At 43.1% G+C, this 15,704-nt stretch carries 15 protein-coding genes, 1 riboswitch and 1 other annotated feature; all 15 genes read right to left on the reverse strand.

Annotation, left to right across the window (positions count from 1 at the left end; all coding sequences use genetic code 11):
• Position 1 precedes the first annotated feature (1 nt).
• Positions 2-1,309, reverse strand: coding sequence for an MFS transporter (locus V514_RS0105710; RefSeq protein ID WP_407636643.1), 1,308 nt, complete (start codon positions 1,307-1,309; stop codon positions 2-4).
• 58 nt (positions 1,310-1,367) lie between these two features.
• Positions 1,368-1,955, reverse strand: coding sequence for an anthranilate synthase component II (locus V514_RS0105715; RefSeq protein ID WP_029498900.1), 588 nt, complete (start codon positions 1,953-1,955; stop codon positions 1,368-1,370).
• Positions 1,952-3,349, reverse strand: a complete 1,398-nt coding sequence (gene trpE, locus V514_RS0105720; RefSeq protein WP_029498902.1) for an anthranilate synthase component I — start codon at positions 3,347-3,349, stop codon at positions 1,952-1,954. The genes V514_RS0105715 and trpE overlap by 4 nt, the downstream gene beginning before the upstream one ends.
• Before the next feature lie 85 nt (positions 3,350-3,434).
• Positions 3,435-3,646, reverse strand: a binding site (T-box leader).
• A gap of 43 nt (positions 3,647-3,689) precedes the next feature.
• Positions 3,690-4,448, reverse strand: coding sequence for a hypothetical protein (locus V514_RS0105725; protein ID WP_029498903.1), 759 nt, complete (start codon positions 4,446-4,448; stop codon positions 3,690-3,692).
• Positions 4,449-4,461: 13 nt separating this feature from the next.
• Positions 4,462-5,946 carry a S8 family peptidase gene (locus V514_RS0105730; RefSeq protein WP_029498904.1) on the reverse strand — a complete coding sequence of 495 codons (1,485 nt, stop codon included), beginning with the start codon at positions 5,944-5,946 and terminating at the stop codon, positions 4,462-4,464.
• Positions 5,947-6,001: 55 nt separating this feature from the next.
• Positions 6,002-6,715, reverse strand: coding sequence for an ECF transporter S component (locus V514_RS0105735; protein ID WP_029498905.1), 714 nt, complete (start codon positions 6,713-6,715; stop codon positions 6,002-6,004).
• The gene (locus tag V514_RS0105740; RefSeq protein ID WP_029498906.1) at positions 6,705-8,378 is read right to left on the reverse strand and encodes an ABC transporter ATP-binding protein; all 1,674 of its coding nucleotides are present in this window, start codon (positions 8,376-8,378) and stop codon (positions 6,705-6,707) included. Before V514_RS0105740 ends, V514_RS0105735 begins: the two co-directional genes overlap by 11 nt.
• On the reverse strand, positions 8,315-9,232 hold the full coding sequence (locus tag V514_RS0105745) for an energy-coupling factor transporter transmembrane component T (protein ID WP_029498907.1): 918 nt from the start codon (positions 9,230-9,232) through the stop codon (positions 8,315-8,317). Before V514_RS0105745 ends, V514_RS0105740 begins: the two co-directional genes overlap by 64 nt.
• 8 nt (positions 9,233-9,240) lie before the next feature.
• Entirely contained in the window at positions 9,241-10,224 is a 984-nt protein-coding gene (locus V514_RS19660) for a DUF4430 domain-containing protein (protein WP_029498908.1), read from the reverse strand.
• Between the two features lie 63 nt (positions 10,225-10,287).
• Positions 10,288-11,838 (reverse strand): Ig-like domain-containing protein, encoded by a 1,551-nt coding sequence (locus tag V514_RS19665; RefSeq protein ID WP_029498909.1) that lies wholly within the window; start codon positions 11,836-11,838, stop codon positions 10,288-10,290.
• 108 nt (positions 11,839-11,946) lie between these two features.
• A riboswitch (cobalamin riboswitch) is annotated at positions 11,947-12,131 on the reverse strand.
• A gap of 134 nt (positions 12,132-12,265) precedes the next feature.
• The gene (locus V514_RS0105760; protein WP_029498911.1) at positions 12,266-12,418 is read right to left on the reverse strand and encodes a hypothetical protein; all 153 of its coding nucleotides are present in this window, start codon (positions 12,416-12,418) and stop codon (positions 12,266-12,268) included.
• A gap of 174 nt (positions 12,419-12,592) precedes the next feature.
• Complete coding sequence (locus tag V514_RS0105765; protein ID WP_029498912.1) at positions 12,593-13,051, reverse strand: threonine/serine exporter family protein; 459 nt, start codon at positions 13,049-13,051, stop codon at positions 12,593-12,595.
• Between the two features lie 12 nt (positions 13,052-13,063).
• Positions 13,064-13,810: a threonine/serine exporter family protein gene (locus tag V514_RS0105770; protein ID WP_029498914.1), complete on the reverse strand. Its 747-nt coding sequence runs from the start codon at positions 13,808-13,810 to the stop codon at positions 13,064-13,066.
• 86 nt (positions 13,811-13,896) lie between these two features.
• Positions 13,897-14,661: an SDR family NAD(P)-dependent oxidoreductase gene (locus tag V514_RS0105775; RefSeq protein ID WP_029498915.1), complete on the reverse strand. Its 765-nt coding sequence runs from the start codon at positions 14,659-14,661 to the stop codon at positions 13,897-13,899.
• A 12-nt stretch (positions 14,662-14,673) separates the two neighbouring features.
• Positions 14,674-15,696, reverse strand: coding sequence for a CaiB/BaiF CoA transferase family protein (locus V514_RS0105780; protein WP_029498916.1), 1,023 nt, complete (start codon positions 15,694-15,696; stop codon positions 14,674-14,676).
• Positions 15,697-15,704 lie beyond the last annotated feature (8 nt).

Consider the following 15,704-nt stretch of genomic DNA (forward strand, 5'->3'; position numbering starts at 1 on the left):
CCTATGATTCTATTGTAGCACTTTTCGGTACACGCACAAAGAGATGTACAACTAAACCAATAATCGTTAGTACAAGTAATGAACCAAGTGCCGCGCGACTTGCGACTGTTCCATAGTCTTTTAGCAATAAGGTAATCGTGCCATAAAGTGCAGGGCCAAAAATTGACGACACCTTTCCCGAAAATGCAAACAAACCAAAAAATTGTCCTGTTTTTTCCGGTGGTGATAGCTGAATAATAAGCGTGCGCGATGTTACCCAAGTCGAACCGAGTGACACACCAAACAATGAGCCGGCAATCCAAAACATCCATTGTGCGCTAGCAAATACCGCAATTAATAGTGCCGCAATCATAATAATGCACACAAATGTCACCGCGCGCTTTGCGCCAACAGCTTTCGTAATATTGCCAAAAACGAGTGAACCGATAATCATTGAAATCGTACTCACTAAATACAATGAAATAAATTGTCCTGATGTAAAGCCTACTACAATGGTCGCATACACCGCCATCATCGCAATGGCTGTTTGCAGCGCATCGTTAATGAAAAAATACGCAATCATAAACGTGAAGATGGCCTTGTGCCGCTTCATATCTTTTAATGTCGCCACAATATCTTTATAACCCGTAAAAAATGGCAGACGCTCGGCTTTTGGCTTTGGCTTATCTTTTAGCATGAAAAATAAAGGCAACGAAAATAGTAAAAATAATAGTGCGGTTGGAATAAACGTATCGACATTGCTCCATTTCAATGAAATTGGATACACCGATAGCCCGATTAATGTCCCGACGCCGCCAAGTGCGACACCGTAACCCGAAATAAGCGGGATTTCTTTTTCACTCCCGAGGTCTGGTAGCATCGAATCATAAAAAACGAGACTCGAATTGTAGCAAAACTTCGCAAAAACATAGGCGATAACAACAAGTGCCAAGCTCATCGGCACACCAAATAATGTGCTATCAAACGTCATGTTGCCAAAGACGCCCATTAATATCGTAAACCCTACCGCAAAAAGCGTAAAATTCATCGTATAGCGTTTTTTCAAACCGGTACGATCGACGAGTACACCATAAAGTGGGGAACAAATGACGAGTAAAATACTCGCAATCGCATTGGCATACGAAATAAATGTACTCGCTACTTGCTGCTTCACTTCATCGGTGCCGAGCGTATCATTCATATAAAATGGGAAGAAAATCGTATTAATATTCGACGAAAAAATCGTATTCGCCAAATCAAATAGTGCCCATGCGAAAATTGGCATTGATAAATAAAGCTGTAGTGCCTTACGCGGCTCTTGCTGTTGCATTAACATCACTCCCTTTTCGGCCTAAAAAGAGGTTGCCCAAACGGACAACCTCTTCTCTTTAAATGTGAACATGGCTTACGCGCTTTAAAAATGCTTCGACCATTGCGGCCCCTTCACCCGTTCCAATTGATTCTGGGTGATACTGCATCCCATAAAGCGGATAATCGCGGTGGCGAAGTGCCATAATTTCACCGTCATCTGACGCGGTCGCCGTAACGATTAATGATGGCGGTAATGTTGCTCGGTCAATGACTAATGAATGATAGCGCATAACTTGTGGTGCTTCGGAAACATTCGCAAATAAATCTTCGCGTGAGTGAATCGACAGCGTTGAAAATTTCCCATGCATAATTTGACCAGCGCGGACAATACTTGCGCCAAATGCTTGTCCAATCGACTGATGGCCAAGACAGATACCTAATATTGGAAACTCCTGATACAGCTCGCGAATGACTTCAAGTGTCATCCCGGCATCATCCGGTGTCCCCGGCCCAGGTGATAAAATAATCGCTTCTGGCTGCATCGTGCGAATCTCATCAAGCGATATGGCATCATTGCGCACAACTTGTACTTCTTTCCCAAGTGCCGCAATTTGTTGATATAAGTTGTACGTGAATGAGTCATAATTATCAATTAATAAAATCATGCGTCCTGCACCTCCAATAATGCCTTTGCTTTGTTGATGGTTTCTTCGTATTCGTTTATTGGAACCGAATTATATACAACGCCGGCGCCGGCTTGGACATGTGCCTTGCCTTTTGTGACGACCATCGTACGAATAGCCAGCGCCATATCTAAATCACCTGATATAGATAAATACCCAACCGCCCCGGCATACACACCTCGTTTTGCTGATTCTAAACCGTTAATAAGCTGCATCGCGCGGATTTTTGGCGCGCCCGATACCGTCCCTGCCGGTAGTGTCGTCTGCAACACATCGATTGGGTGCACATCGTCGCGCAATTCGCCGGTTACTTCAGACACGATGTGCATGACATATTTATAGCGCTCAATGTGCATATATTTATTGACGTTTACCGTCCCGACTTTTGCGAGGCGTCCGATGTCGTTGCGTCCTAAATCAACAAGCATGCGGTGTTCTGCAAGCTCTTTTTCGTCATGTAATAGCTCGGTTTCAAGTGCTGTATCTTCCGCTTCGGTTTTTCCGCGTTTACGCGTCCCCGCAATCGGATTTGTTGTCACAAGGCGGTCATTAACTTTTACAAGGCTTTCCGGTGACGTCCCTAAAATCGTATAGCCATCAAAATCTAAATAATACATATACGGCGATGGATTGCTGAGGCGTAGCTTACGATATAAACTCATTGGATCCCCGTTAAATGGTGCTGAAAAACGTTGCGACAACACAATTTGGAAAATATCCCCGCGCTTAATATGCTCTTGGCCTTGCTTGACCATATCACAAAAATGTTCTTCGGTAATTGATGATGAAAAGGTTAAATCCCCCGGCTCTTGTGGTGCAATTAGCATTGGATGCTCGATTTGATGAATCATACTATCGACGATATGCTCAAGCTCCGTTGTTGTTTTGCCTTCGTTAAATAAATCGATAGCGACAACCGATAATTTTTGCAATAAATGATCAAACACAATGAAGCGGTCAAAAAATAGTAAATGCATATCGGGCATCTCTAATTCATCATCTAATACGTCGCCGATTTGTTCGTGATAAAATGCTGTTTCATACCCAATATAGCCAATCGCCCCACCATAAAATGAAAATGGTAATTGCCCTACATTTCCTGGAATCAACTGCCGCACGACATCAAAGGCATTTGCTGTTTGTTGCACACGCGTCCCGTCCGCTTCAACAACGACGACTTCCTGTGCTGTTGAAATTAACTCTTTCACCGGATTCGCCGCCACAAATGAATAGCGCCCGCTTTCTTCATGCTTCGCGCTTGATTCAAATAAAATCTTTTTCTTGCCGTACAACGAATGATATAGCGAAATCGGTGTTACCATGTCTCCTGGAATATCTTTCTGAATAAAAACAAACTGTCTCTGCTCTACTGTCATATGTTTCCATCCTCTCTAAACTGTCTCTGCTCGTTCATAGAGAAATCCATAAAAAAAGCCCTCTACAGCATTCATAAAGAACGCTATAGAGGACGAATAAAATCCGCGGTACCACCTCGATTACAGCTACTACTAGCTGCCACTCGTACATAACGGTGTACTTGCCGGATTTCCCTACTGTCATTCAAGAAATCACTCCGAGGCCCATTCCAAGCAGACATGCTCTTAGGCTTACACTATCCCTAAGTCGCTCGTAGTCATGTGATTGCTTGTACTTTCCCTCATCAACGTGTTCAAACTATCGTGATTGTTGTCATTATACAAGAAATTGTCAGACATTTCAATCTAATTTAGCATTTTCTGGTTGACGACAGAATTTCAACATATAGTGCACATAACGACGATTTGTCGTAATTTGATGTGTTAATGACTCGGCAATGACTTCAAAAAATTCGTTGCCGCGATCTGTGCCGCGCAGCTCGCGTTTCGTACGGCGCTCATCTGGCCAGCGCCCAACGATATAATCTTCCTCTTCTAATTCCCATGACACATTGTATAAATAGCCATTCGACGGTGCCCAGCCATATTGACTTAACATTTGCTTTTCCACTTCGGCCATCGAAAAAGTTGTGCGCGTTTGCGCCATGCGGAAAATCATAAAGCGCACGACATCTTTAATCGAAATGAGCTTTGAGAAATAGCTACGAAACTCTTCCGGTAATAAATGATCCGGGCGCGGTGGCTTGTCACCATTTTTTGTGAGCTCATAATAGAAGCGGTCGAGCACAAGGACGATTTCATAGAAGCGATTGTAATAAAGTTCGCGGTAGCGCTCTAGGCGAACGCGCCCCATATCCGTAATCGAATAACACACTTTACGGCCTTCTAAATGCGATGATAAGGCCCCTTCCGCTTCGATATTTTTTGCGACGCGTGCGACATATTCATAGCCGACAGAACGTCCTGGAAATGTATCTAAAAAGCTAAAATAAACTTCGCGTGGATATTTTGGTCCTTTTTGCACTTCATACAAAAAATACAACGCAATCGTATCTTTGACGCTAAAACCGACTGCTTGTTGGAATGTTTTCTCCTTCACCGTCGTATCCCCCCTAATAAGTTGCTAATTTGGCCGTCACTTTTGTTGACGCCAACCCACTTGTATCGTAAAGTACGACACTCGCTTTATATGCTTTTTTAAGCGCAAGCTTTTTTGTCGTGAAGCTAGACGACGTGGACTTTCCGACATATTGGCCGTTAATGTAAATTTTAGCATATGCATAGTCTGGTATGTCAGTAGCATCCCATGATATGCGAGCCTTTTGATTCGTAGCAAGACGGAACTGAATATTTTTCGCTTGTGTTGGTGGTGTAGAATCTTTTTGCGTCACAAACGTAAATTCTTGAGATTTTGACGCATCGCCATTCGCATTTAATGCGCGAATTGAAATAAGTTGTACTTCATCAGCCGTTAAATTTTTCAACGTATAACTTGATTTTGATGTACGTGCGATTTCGTTGCCATGTAAGGAAATAATAATGGAATCCCATGTGTCATCTGCTGTTTTCGCAAACTTCAACGTGGCGCTATGATCGGTAACTGCTGTGACTTCATAAGACGCTGGTAATATTGACGCTTCTTTTTCGACATATGTATAGCGCGGCATGCCATAACCGAATGTCGTATCATACCCTTTGACACCTAAATCTTTTGATGACGCGATAAGTTTTTCTTTTAATTGCTGTGGTGTGCTATACGGATATTGTTGTTTTAATAAGGCAAGCATTCCTGTAATAAATGGTGTCGCAAACGATGTGCCACTTGCTTCATACAATTCGCCATTGACCGCAATCGTTGGAATATTTTCACCCGGTGCGACAAAATCGATGCCTTTGCCGTAGTTGGCGAAGGTGCTCCGTTTATTTTTCGATGAAATCGACGTTACTGCAATAACTTCATCATAGCGCGCTGGATACGTGACGTTTTTTGTATTGTTATTGCCTGCTGATGCGACAACAACAATATTTTGTGCTACTGCACGTTTAATGGCGCGGTGTAGTGATGGGATATCACTTTGCAATCCCGATGAAATTGAAATAATGTCTGCCCCGTCATCAATGGCTTGTGTAATGGCTTCGGTCAGCTCTTTGACATCGCCGTCCTCGGTACCATCTTTATATTTATAAGATGCGATTGTCACTTTAGGAGCGACGCTAAAAATCGAAAAATCTTCATTTTTCATTAATGGTTTTGCGCCAATAACACCTGCAACCCCTGTACCATGACCCGCTTCGACACGATCTAATACATCGCCTTCATTAATATGTTTTGTATAAGGATTATCGGTCGTAAAGCTATAACGCTCTTTGACATTCGATAATAATTTACTATTTTTGTTGACGCCGGTATCAATCACCGCGACGCGGACACCTTTTCCTGCATAACCATTTGCCCATGCGGTTGGAATGTGTAGCTTTTTCAATTGTTTTGTTGGAACTTCTTGTTCATACAATGGTGCTGCTTGTGCGGCAGTTCCCATTGAAGGGACTGTTAATATAGCGCACATCGCTGCTAAAGAAATGATTCGTTTTTGCATTGACAACCCTCCCTATTAGCCTTATTATACGAAATTTACACAAAAAAAGAATCTGCTAGCGTGCAGATTCTTTCACTTTATTGCCAATTAGTCCATATTTTATTTGAATACGCTCTAATTTTTCACCAATCGGCTTCGTTAACAACAATAAAAATAGAACATTCGATACCGCATACATGATTGTAAATGGCAATGCTGTACCCGCTGCTTGTACATAACGCGCCCATGAAAATACGCCGTCATACGACATGACCGTCCAAATATCCATAATAAACGAAAAGAGCACGCCGGCTATAATACCATATAAGATAAGACCGACTTTCGTTTCCATCCAAGATGTTTTGCCGAGCCACCCGGCAATATAACCGATGATTCCCCACGTAAACATTTGAAATGGTGTCCAAGGGCCTTGCCCAAATAGCATATTCGAAGCGATCGCAGATACAGCCCCAGTTAAAAAGCCTGCTTCTGGCCCCATTTTAAAGCCGGTAATCGCCGTAATCGCCGTCACCGGTTTAAAAGCAGGAACCCATGCAAATGCGACGCGCCCCGCAACGGAAATGGCCGACATGACCGCAATTATCATAATTTCGCGCGCATGTGGCTTTCGGCGCTCAAATTGCAAGAAAAACGGCACACATGCTAAAAGCACGACAATCATTGAAATAATATTGTACTTATTGTCTTTTAATAAAGTCGCCCCGATAATAAGCAAGAGTGGAATCGCGATAAAAATAATGCCAAGTGACATGAATTGTTTAGCTTTCAACGAGCGCACCCTCCTCGTAATAGTGAATCAGTTGCGCTGGTGTGACAGCACACTCGACAACATGGCGACTCATACGATGCGTTGCAGTCGTATAAAAATGATTGCCGCTATAAAATGCGACGCGATTATCTACCGAGACGATATTACCGTCGAAAAATAATGCCGCACGATCCGCAAATTCGGCTGAAAACTCGACATCATGCGTCACGATAAAAATCGTTAAGCCTTGCGCTTTAAGTTGTCGTAAAATATCAGCAAAAGCTTGTTTCGAGGCGCCATCCATGCCCTTCGTTGGCTCATCTAACAATAAAATTTCCGGTTCATTTAACAACACTTTTGCAAGCGCAACTTTTTGTTGTTCGCCACCGCTTAAATCAAACGGGTGTTGCTCGAGTATGTGCTGAATTCCAAGTTGCTCGACCATCGCCGCGATTTTCGCTTCTTTTTGTGCTTCAGGGATGTCCCAAATCGCCGCTAAATCGGCAAATTCGTTGCGTACCGTTTTTGCGACAAAAATCGTTTGCGGATTTTGTGGCAACACGCCGATAAACTTGCGGTATAACTCTTTTTGGCGATATTTTTTCAGCGCGCGTCCTTCGAGGAATACGTGGCCACGATAAAGCGGCATTAATCCGGCCATTACTTGCATGGCGGTCGATTTCCCTGAACCATTTCCACCAAGCAACGTAAAAATCTCTCCGCGGTAAAGCGTTAAATCAAATTCCTTTAAAATATCGCTCCCTTTTGCTTCATAGCGGAACCACCCTTTTTTCACTTCTAAAATCACATCATGCGCGACAGATAACGTCGGCATCTCAGCTGTTCCTACAGAAAAATGTTTCGTTAACCACGCGCGTCCTTCGCGAATTGTTAGCGGTGGTGCATCGTGTAGTTGCAAGGCATGATGAATGCGAAGCGGCGTCGGTAAACCAAACAGCATCGGATGATTTCGATCAATTGCTTGCAGTGCTGTTGCGACGTCTTTTGGTGTGCCATTGGCGATTATCTTCCCTTGTTCAAGCATAACAACGCGGTCTGCTAGTGGATAAACTTCTTCTAAGCGATGCTCGACTAATAAAATCGTTAAACCAAGTTCTTTGTTTAACTTTTGTAAGGTTTGAATAAATTCTGTTGCCGCAATCGGGTCTAACTGCGATGTTGGTTCATCTAAAATAAGAACTTCTGGCTGCATGACCATGACACTTGCGAGGTTAAGCAGCTGCTTTTGTCCGCCTGATAAGTGCATCGTATCATGATGAAAAAGCCCTTGAATCCCGAAGAAATTCGCCATTTCCGCAACGCGACGGCGAATCGTACTTGGCTCAACTCCTAAGTTTTCAAGACCAAACGCCAGCTCATGCCATACTTTATCCGTCACCAGTTGATTTTCTGGATTTTGTAAGACATAACCGATTTTTTCAGCGCGCTCACGTTCGGTCAATGTGTCAAGTGCTTGGCCGTTTAAAAAAATACGACCGCTTCGTTCGCCATGTGGTGCAAGGTCTTGCTTTAATTGTTTTAATAAAGTCGTTTTCCCACAACCCGAAACGCCACAAAAAACGACAAATTCCCCTTGTTCAATCGTTAAGTTCAGCTGTTTTAGCGCAGGTCGTTTGGCGAGTGGATACGTGAAATGGAAATCTTTGAAGTTAATGAACGCCATTTGTGTACCTCCTGTAATTCAAGTAATAACGGTAGTAGCGCTAACATGGCGTAGCTACTATATACGATAAGTTGTGGCCAATGCCATGATAGCTCACTAAATGTTGGGTAAAAATAAAAGTCATTCCAATCATGCCACGACGCGAAAAGTTGAACCGCAAACAGCGTTGTAATCAGCGCTAGGAGCCCGCCGTCACGTTTTGTAAACATAAAAATGGAAAACGTCGAGCGCCCCTGTAGCCCATACCCTCGCGCTTTCATCGAATCAGCACTTTCAATGCCGTTTTCAAGCGCCCACGATACTAAAATCGACAACACGCGCATCGCACTTTTAATGCGCTGCCACGTACTCCCGACACTTGGGTCCATGCCAATTGCTTTTTGGGCATTCATAATTAAATGGAGCTGCTGCTTAAAGCGTGGAATCAAGCGCATCGTCACTGAAATTAACAGCGCAACAGCCGGTGAAATTTTGCCGAATAAATAAATGAATTTATCGGTCGTCATCAGTTTGCTGAACGCGTTAAACCAAAAGAGTACAGCTAACAGCATACAACTCATTGCCAAGCCATAAACGACTGCTTCAAGTGTAATCGGCTGATAATTCACGTAAAACAGCACGATTTCCCCGTCATGACTAATTAATGGATTGATGAGTGCGGCAATTAGAGCAAATGGCACAAACCATTTTAAAGACGCCATAAATGCGCGTGCATCAATGGCAACATTTAATAAAACGGCACAAATGATTGAGATAATTAGCAACACAGGATGCATATAAAACATCGTCAATCCCGTAATGACCGCAAAATAACTAAATAATACGATTGGATGTAATGTATTTAAACTATACATAGCGCCACCTACTGATCTGCAAGGCCAATATCGCGCCCTAAATTCGTCGTATAATGCCACGTAATTTTATCGCCATCTTTTATATCATATGCTGATGCCCCGACACCAGGTGCTTTACCGTTAACGGCAAACATCCAACCAGATAAGCTACCCGCTTGTTTTTCATAAATATGATTAATGCCCTCAACATAAACAGAACCGTAACCCGATTCGCCTTCGCCTTCATATTCGAAGTGAATACTATGCTTTTGCAGTGCCTTTCGCGTTGCCGTCCAGGCGCTATCTCCTTTTTCAATCGTGTATGTGCCTGCTTTTAAAATAATGCCGTTTGATGGAACATATTTCGTGCTTTGTAGCGCTTCTGGTAAGCGCTTGAAATGTTCTTGTTTAAGCAATGTATCAACGCGCACTGACACCGTCACCGTTTCTTTTTTATCTTCTTTTTGTGGTGTTGTTGGTTTCGGTTTGGCGGTATTATCAGGCGTTGGCTTTGTCACCGGTGCATTTGTTGTTGGCGGCTTCTGATTGCTTGTTATGTTATCCGCTGGTGCTTGCTGTTTATCGGTTGTATCAGCCGCTTGCGTAGGTGGGTTTTCAGTCTGTGTAGCGGTTTCAGATTTGGATTCCTGTTGCTGTACCGTTGTTTCTTCTGTCGCTGGCGTATGCTCCTCCTTTTTCATAGTCGGTGCGGGTGTCGCTACTTTATCGCTATCTTCTACAACTTTTTTTTCATCTTTTTCAACGTGCTTCTCTACAGTTTCTTTGTCATCATCGGGATTTCTTGTTCGTTCATCTTTGGTTGTTTCTTTCTCATTCGTAGTCTCTGTCGGCTGTTGCTGTACCGAGCTTGTCTCATTTGTAGATGATAAAGCAGTGGCTGCTTGTTCGCTTTCTAAACGCGCTTTTTCTTTTTCATATTCATCAACAGATTGTACGTTACACGCGCCAAGGAACATCGAAGCGGCAAATAATCCCGCTAATAAGCGTTTCATGTAAAACCCTCCTTATACGTCAAAAAGGGTGCTAGAAATTCTAGCCCCTCATGACAAACCCTCTTATTTTACGCGTACTTTCAATGTTTTTGATGTATTGCCTGCCGCATCTTTCACCGTTACTAACAAGGCTTTTTTCGCTTTTTGCTTTGGAATTTTCACGCTGAATTTCCCTGTTGATGAAGCTTTGGCGTGATATTTTTTGCCGCGTACTTGTACGCTTACGGTCGCGCCTTTTTCAGCTGTGCCCGTTACATATTTCGTACCAGCTTTTACCGTATTTACTTTTGCGACAGCCGGGGCCGTTTTATCGGCTACGGTAATGGTTTTAACTTTTGATGTATTCCCCGCTGCATCAGTTACCGTCACGACTAATTTTGTGCCCGCTTTTTGTGGCGCAATTGGCACCTCATAGCGCCCAGTGCCATCGACTAATTTCGTTGCGAGCACTTTTTTACCAGACTTCACCGTCACCGTTGCATATTTTTCAGCCGATCCTTTTAATGCCGTTGATTTATCAGACACTGTAGATACTTTTGCGACTGCTGGTGCCGTTGTGTCATAGTTGAATATCGTTGCATCGACAGCAGATAAGTCATAATAAGGTGTTGATTGTTCATAAGCTGTTAGTGCTTGTGCTGCTTGTAAGTTTGAAATTTGGTTGACTGTACCTTGTGCTGAATTTTTAAAGGCGTGTAGCGTTTCATCATAACTTGTTAATAAATTTGAGACAGTCCATGCGCCATTTGCCAATACAAATTGCTCATGTTGCTGTGGATCAATACCAAGTGAACGCTGCGCGATAATTAATTGCGACACGGATTCAGGGCTATCGCCTTTTGCCCATTCGCTATAGAAACCAGCATTGTCACTTAATTGAGCTTGCATAAAGGCCAATCCACTTGAAATAACTTCTCCTACAGCTAATTGTGCTTTATAAGGTGCAAGCGCTGTAATGGCCATTGCTGTTGAGTCAACATCAGCACCTGTTGTCCACTCGCTTGAAGAGCCCCATGAGAATCCGCCTTCTGGATATGCTTTGCTTACAAGATATGCAACAATTGCTTCACGTGAGAAATCCGCTTCATTCGCTTGTGGTACAGCATAATCATTTGCATCTAGCGCTGTTAGCATCCAGTAGTAATCCATTTCTAATAATGCGAATGCTGCATCGGCATCGCCTTTTACTTTTTGTTGTTGCGCATAAGCGACCATTTTGTCCACTAAATTAACGCCGCCTACATTCGTTGCATCTTTACCGATTGCCGTAACTGCAAGCACAGTCGTTGCGTATTTACTAACAGAAGAAAAGTTTGCGAAATTGTTTTTCGCTTCAGCTTCTACTGCTTTGTAATATGTATCATAATAATTTTTCGCTACCGGGAAATTTGCTTTTGCTAATGTTAGTACTGAGCTCCCGAAATCGATTGTTGGTGTTTTTGACATCGCATACGTAAATGCTGCGGCATCGTTTAATGCTTCGTTGTACGATACCTCAGTTGCTGTATTACTAGCGATTGGTGTTACTTCTTGCGCTTGTGCACTCCATGCGGGTACAACACTTAATGTTAGTGCTGCGATTACTGAAGATGCGACCCATTTGTTTTTAAACATTAAAAAAATCCTCCCCTGATTTTTTAGAATTTTCACGCAACAATTCTCAGGGAGGACAAATTTATAAGATAAACTAAAAAAGCTTTTAAACAGTACTTCCCCTCGAAGTTTGTTAACGATGTAGAAGCAGGTCTCCTGGCTCGTGTTCATCTTACTCTAGCGGCTTCTCATTGCTTTATCGCAAGCAACAATGCTCAAAACTATTTCATCACACATACAGTAGCGGGGCTGCGTTGGCTTTTCACCAATCTTCCCTATTATCCCAAACGGGCACTTCTACATATTCAATTGTTCTATAGTATTCCATAAAAATGTTCGGAAGTAAACGCTTTTTTCAGAAAAATAAATAAAATCGCCTAACTTCGACTTATTTTACGAATGAAATAAGAAGTAGTTAGGCGAATAGATAGATTGTAGTGTCCGCGCACTAGACGGCGACTTCACGTTTTTTATGCGTATTGTAGGCATTTAATTGCTCCTCTGTTAAGTTTTTTACGTATAAGTAAAAGTTCATCGATTGTAATCCGTGTTGTTCACAAGCCTCACAATAAATTTGATACCCTTCGCGATACATGTCCATCTCTACCAATCCTCTCTGAATGCGTTGTTTGTTATATAACAACTTTTGTTTATGACAATAATATATAACAGTTTGAAACAGACGTCAATAACATTTATCAGAAAATTTAAAAATAATGCAAAAACGAGCTTGAATAATGAAAAAAAGAGCCTGGCAGCAACGCCTAAGCTCTGATTAGTTTAATGTTTTAGCTTTTTTGAAACGTGCCATCATTTTGCGATACATTTGTACGAGTACTTCCGCAATAACAAGGCCCATCACAATCGCGCCGGTAATAATGCCGGTTTTTAAAAAGAATTGTAATGATTCATTGTATTCGTTTGCGACAACGTGACGCATTGCCTCGTAAGCCAAGCCCCCAGGTACAAGCGGAATAATCCCACCTACTACGAAAATTAACATCGGTGTTTTGTGTTTGAATGCTTGATAATGCGCCACAATCGAGATGATGAAAGCGCCACAAAAAGATGCGGTGACACTATCTACATCTTGTTTGATTAATGCATAATAAATCAGCCAACCAATCATGCCAACGAATCCGCAATGTATTAGCGTTGATTTCGGTGCGTTGAAAATAATCGCAATCCCATACGTTGCGACAAACGCACAAACGAGTTGTAAAACATAATCCACGATAAACGCTCCTTAAAATAAAATGAGTACAAAGGCGATTCCTGATCCAATGGCGAGCGCTGTTAGCGAAGCCTCTGCGCCTTTTGTGACACCAGATACGAAGTGACCCGCCATCATGTCGCGTACAGCATTGGCGATTGGAACACCCGGTACAAGCGGCATGACCGCACCGATAATAATTTTATCTTCTTGCAAGCCAAGTCCTAATTGGAGTGCGAGTAATGTCAGGAGCCCCACGACAATGGACGCCGAAAATTCAGCGAAAAATTTCACTTTCGTAATCGCGTTCATACGCAAGCATACCCAGTGCCCCACCCCACCAGCAACAGCAGCGGCCGGCATATCCCATACCGAACCCATAAATAAAATAACGAAGCATCCACTCGCAATCGCCGCATAAATGACTTGTGCGAGCTCGGATCTAAATAAATTTTTATTTTCAAGCGCCTTCAGTTGATCATACGCTTCTTCAATTGATAGTTGATTTGCCGTTAATGCGCGAGAAATCGTATTAATTTCGGCAATCTTTGATAAATCGGTAGCGCGCCTTGGAATTTGTGCGATGCGTGTCGGACTCTCATGACCAGCAGAAAAAATAATGCCGGTTGGTGTCACAAAGCTTTGTGCATCTTGGTATCCTTGTGAACGCGCCATGCGTAGCATCGTATCTTCTGCTCGATACGTCTCCGCACCACTTTGCATTAGTAAGCGTCCTGCTAGTAAAAAGCAATCCGCCGCAAAGACAGATGAAGTATCCATCTTGTCCCTCCCTATAAATAAAAGTAAGGAGCCCAAAACGCTGGCTCCTTAACATTATAGTAGTTATTTGTGCATTTGATAAGTCATTATTTTGCCGGCATACGCGTCGCAGCATCCAAGCGAATCAACTCAGCATTTAAATACGCACTTTCAATCATATACTTAACTGTAAACGCATATTCTGAAGGGTCACCTAAACGCTTCGGATACTCTGGAATTTGGCGTAATGAAGCAAGTGCATTTTCGGGCATTCCTTGCATTAGCGGCGTTTCAAATAATCCCGGCGCAATCGTATTAATGCGAATATTTACGCTTGCGAGGTCACGTGCAATTGGTAACGCCATGCTCGCAATCGCCCCTTTACTAGCGCTATAAGCAGCTTGCCCCATTTGGCCATCAAATGCCGCAATCGAAGCAGTATTAATAACGATGCCGCGGTCTGGTTGCTCAGCTGTTGGTTCATTTTTCGCCATTTGCTCAACAGCTAGACGCAACACGTTAAATGTGCCAATTAAATTAATATCAATAATTTTTTTGAAGAAATCCAGCGACATCACCCCTTTGCGTCCGAATACTTTCGCGGGTGGGCCGATTCCTGCACAGTTAACGGCAATATCTAAGTGACCATGCGTTGCCATAATGGTATCAATGGCTTGCTGCACGTCCGCTTCACTTGTGACATCAACATTATGGAATGTTGCACCGATTTCTGCAGCTGCACGTTGGCCGTTTTCTTCATTTACATCAAAAATTTGAACATGTGCACCGTTATCTGCAAGCATTTTGGCTGTTGCAAACCCTAGACCTGAAGCGGCCCCTGTGACGATTGCTACTTTATGTTGAATAATCATTTCTAAATCCCCCTATTTCTTTGTAAAACGTAATGGTGATACGAGTTGCGTTTGTGCAAGAACTCCGCGCGCCTGTGCATGAGGCTGATGAACCGCTTCTAAAAACGTCAGTACAGGTGTGATGCACAGCTCAGGTTCATGCGCTAAAATGACTTGCCACGCCGCAAAATCTTTTGCGCGTATCGCTTCGGCAACGCGTTGTTTTTTCAGCGGCATTGCCACGTCAAACCAATCTGGAATTGCTAGTACTTCTGCTAGGCGCTGTTGGAATTTGATTTCAAGTGTACCAACCGCGACATAACGTCCATCTTTCGTTTCGTAATAATCATAAAAACTACCGCCATTTAATTCTGCTGCTTCGGGTTCGAGTGTTTCGTTTGTAGCTAGTTGCATTGGTCCAAACAACGGATGAAGCGCCAATGCAGCATCCAACATACTAATATCTATATGTTGTCCAAACCCGGTTGTCCCACGTTCAATGACTGCTGCTAACAATGCAATTATCGCATGGAGTGAGCCACCTGCAATATCAGCTAGCTGCATGCCACTCGCAACAGGTCGTTCACCCGCGCGGCGTAAGCTATTGGCTACACCGGACAATGCTAAATAATTAATATCATGACCAGCGTGTGTCGCAAGCGGCCCAGTCTGTCCATAACCGGTAATCGAGCAATAAATCAATTGCGGAAAACGAGCGTGTAGCGTGTCGTAATCAAGACCGAATTTTGCCATTATACCTGGACGGAATTGTTCGATAATAATATCGTACTCGAGCAGTAGTTCATCAATTTGTTGCAGCCCTTCTGCTGATTTCAAATCAATGACTTGCTTCTTTTTCCCACGCTGCAAATACGCATAACTAGCTGATACACCACTTTCTAGTTGCGGTTGTAGGTCCTTTACGACATCTGCTTTATTCGGCGCCTCTATATGTAATACGTCAGCACCTAAATCAGCCAACATCATCGTCGCAAATGGTCCCGGTAACAACGTTGAAAAATCGAGTATGTTTAAGCCAGCAAGTGGTCCACTCATCACCCCAC

It is taken from the genome of Kurthia huakuii LAM0618, from assembly GCF_000505545.1.
GTDB classification, from domain to species: domain Bacteria; phylum Bacillota; class Bacilli; order Bacillales_A; family Planococcaceae; genus Kurthia; species Kurthia huakuii.

What these genes read in the sequence shown, in the direction of transcription:
- V514_RS0105730 (WP_029498904.1), bottom strand. Translation starts at nt 5,946, where the DNA reads ATGCAAAAACGAATCATTTCTTTAGCAGCGATGTGCGCTATATTAACA.
- trpE (WP_029498902.1), bottom strand. Translation starts at nt 3,349, where the DNA reads ATGACAGTAGAGCAGAGACAGTTTGTTTTTATTCAGAAAGATATTCCA.
- V514_RS0105760 (WP_029498911.1), bottom strand. Translation starts at nt 12,418, where the DNA reads ATGGACATGTATCGCGAAGGGTATCAAATTTATTGTGAGGCTTGTGAA.
- V514_RS0105715 (WP_029498900.1), bottom strand. Translation starts at nt 1,955, where the DNA reads ATGATTTTATTAATTGATAATTATGACTCATTCACGTACAACTTATAT.
- V514_RS0105770 (WP_029498914.1), bottom strand. Translation starts at nt 13,810, where the DNA reads ATGGATACTTCATCTGTCTTTGCGGCGGATTGCTTTTTACTAGCAGGA.
- V514_RS0105745 (WP_029498907.1), bottom strand. Translation starts at nt 9,232, where the DNA reads ATGTATAGTTTAAATACATTACATCCAATCGTATTATTTAGTTATTTT.
- V514_RS0105740 (WP_029498906.1), bottom strand. Translation starts at nt 8,378, where the DNA reads ATGGCGTTCATTAACTTCAAAGATTTCCATTTCACGTATCCACTCGCC.
- V514_RS0105710 (WP_407636643.1), bottom strand. Translation starts at nt 1,309, where the DNA reads ATGCAACAGCAAGAGCCGCGTAAGGCACTACAGCTTTATTTATCAATG.
- V514_RS19660 (WP_029498908.1), bottom strand. Translation starts at nt 10,224, where the DNA reads ATGAAACGCTTATTAGCGGGATTATTTGCCGCTTCGATGTTCCTTGGC.
- V514_RS0105780 (WP_029498916.1), bottom strand. Translation starts at nt 15,696, where the DNA reads ATGAGTGGACCACTTGCTGGCTTAAACATACTCGATTTTTCAACGTTG.
- V514_RS0105775 (WP_029498915.1), bottom strand. Translation starts at nt 14,661, where the DNA reads ATGATTATTCAACATAAAGTAGCAATCGTCACAGGGGCCGCTTCAGGT.
- V514_RS19665 (WP_029498909.1), bottom strand. Translation starts at nt 11,838, where the DNA reads ATGTTTAAAAACAAATGGGTCGCATCTTCAGTAATCGCAGCACTAACA.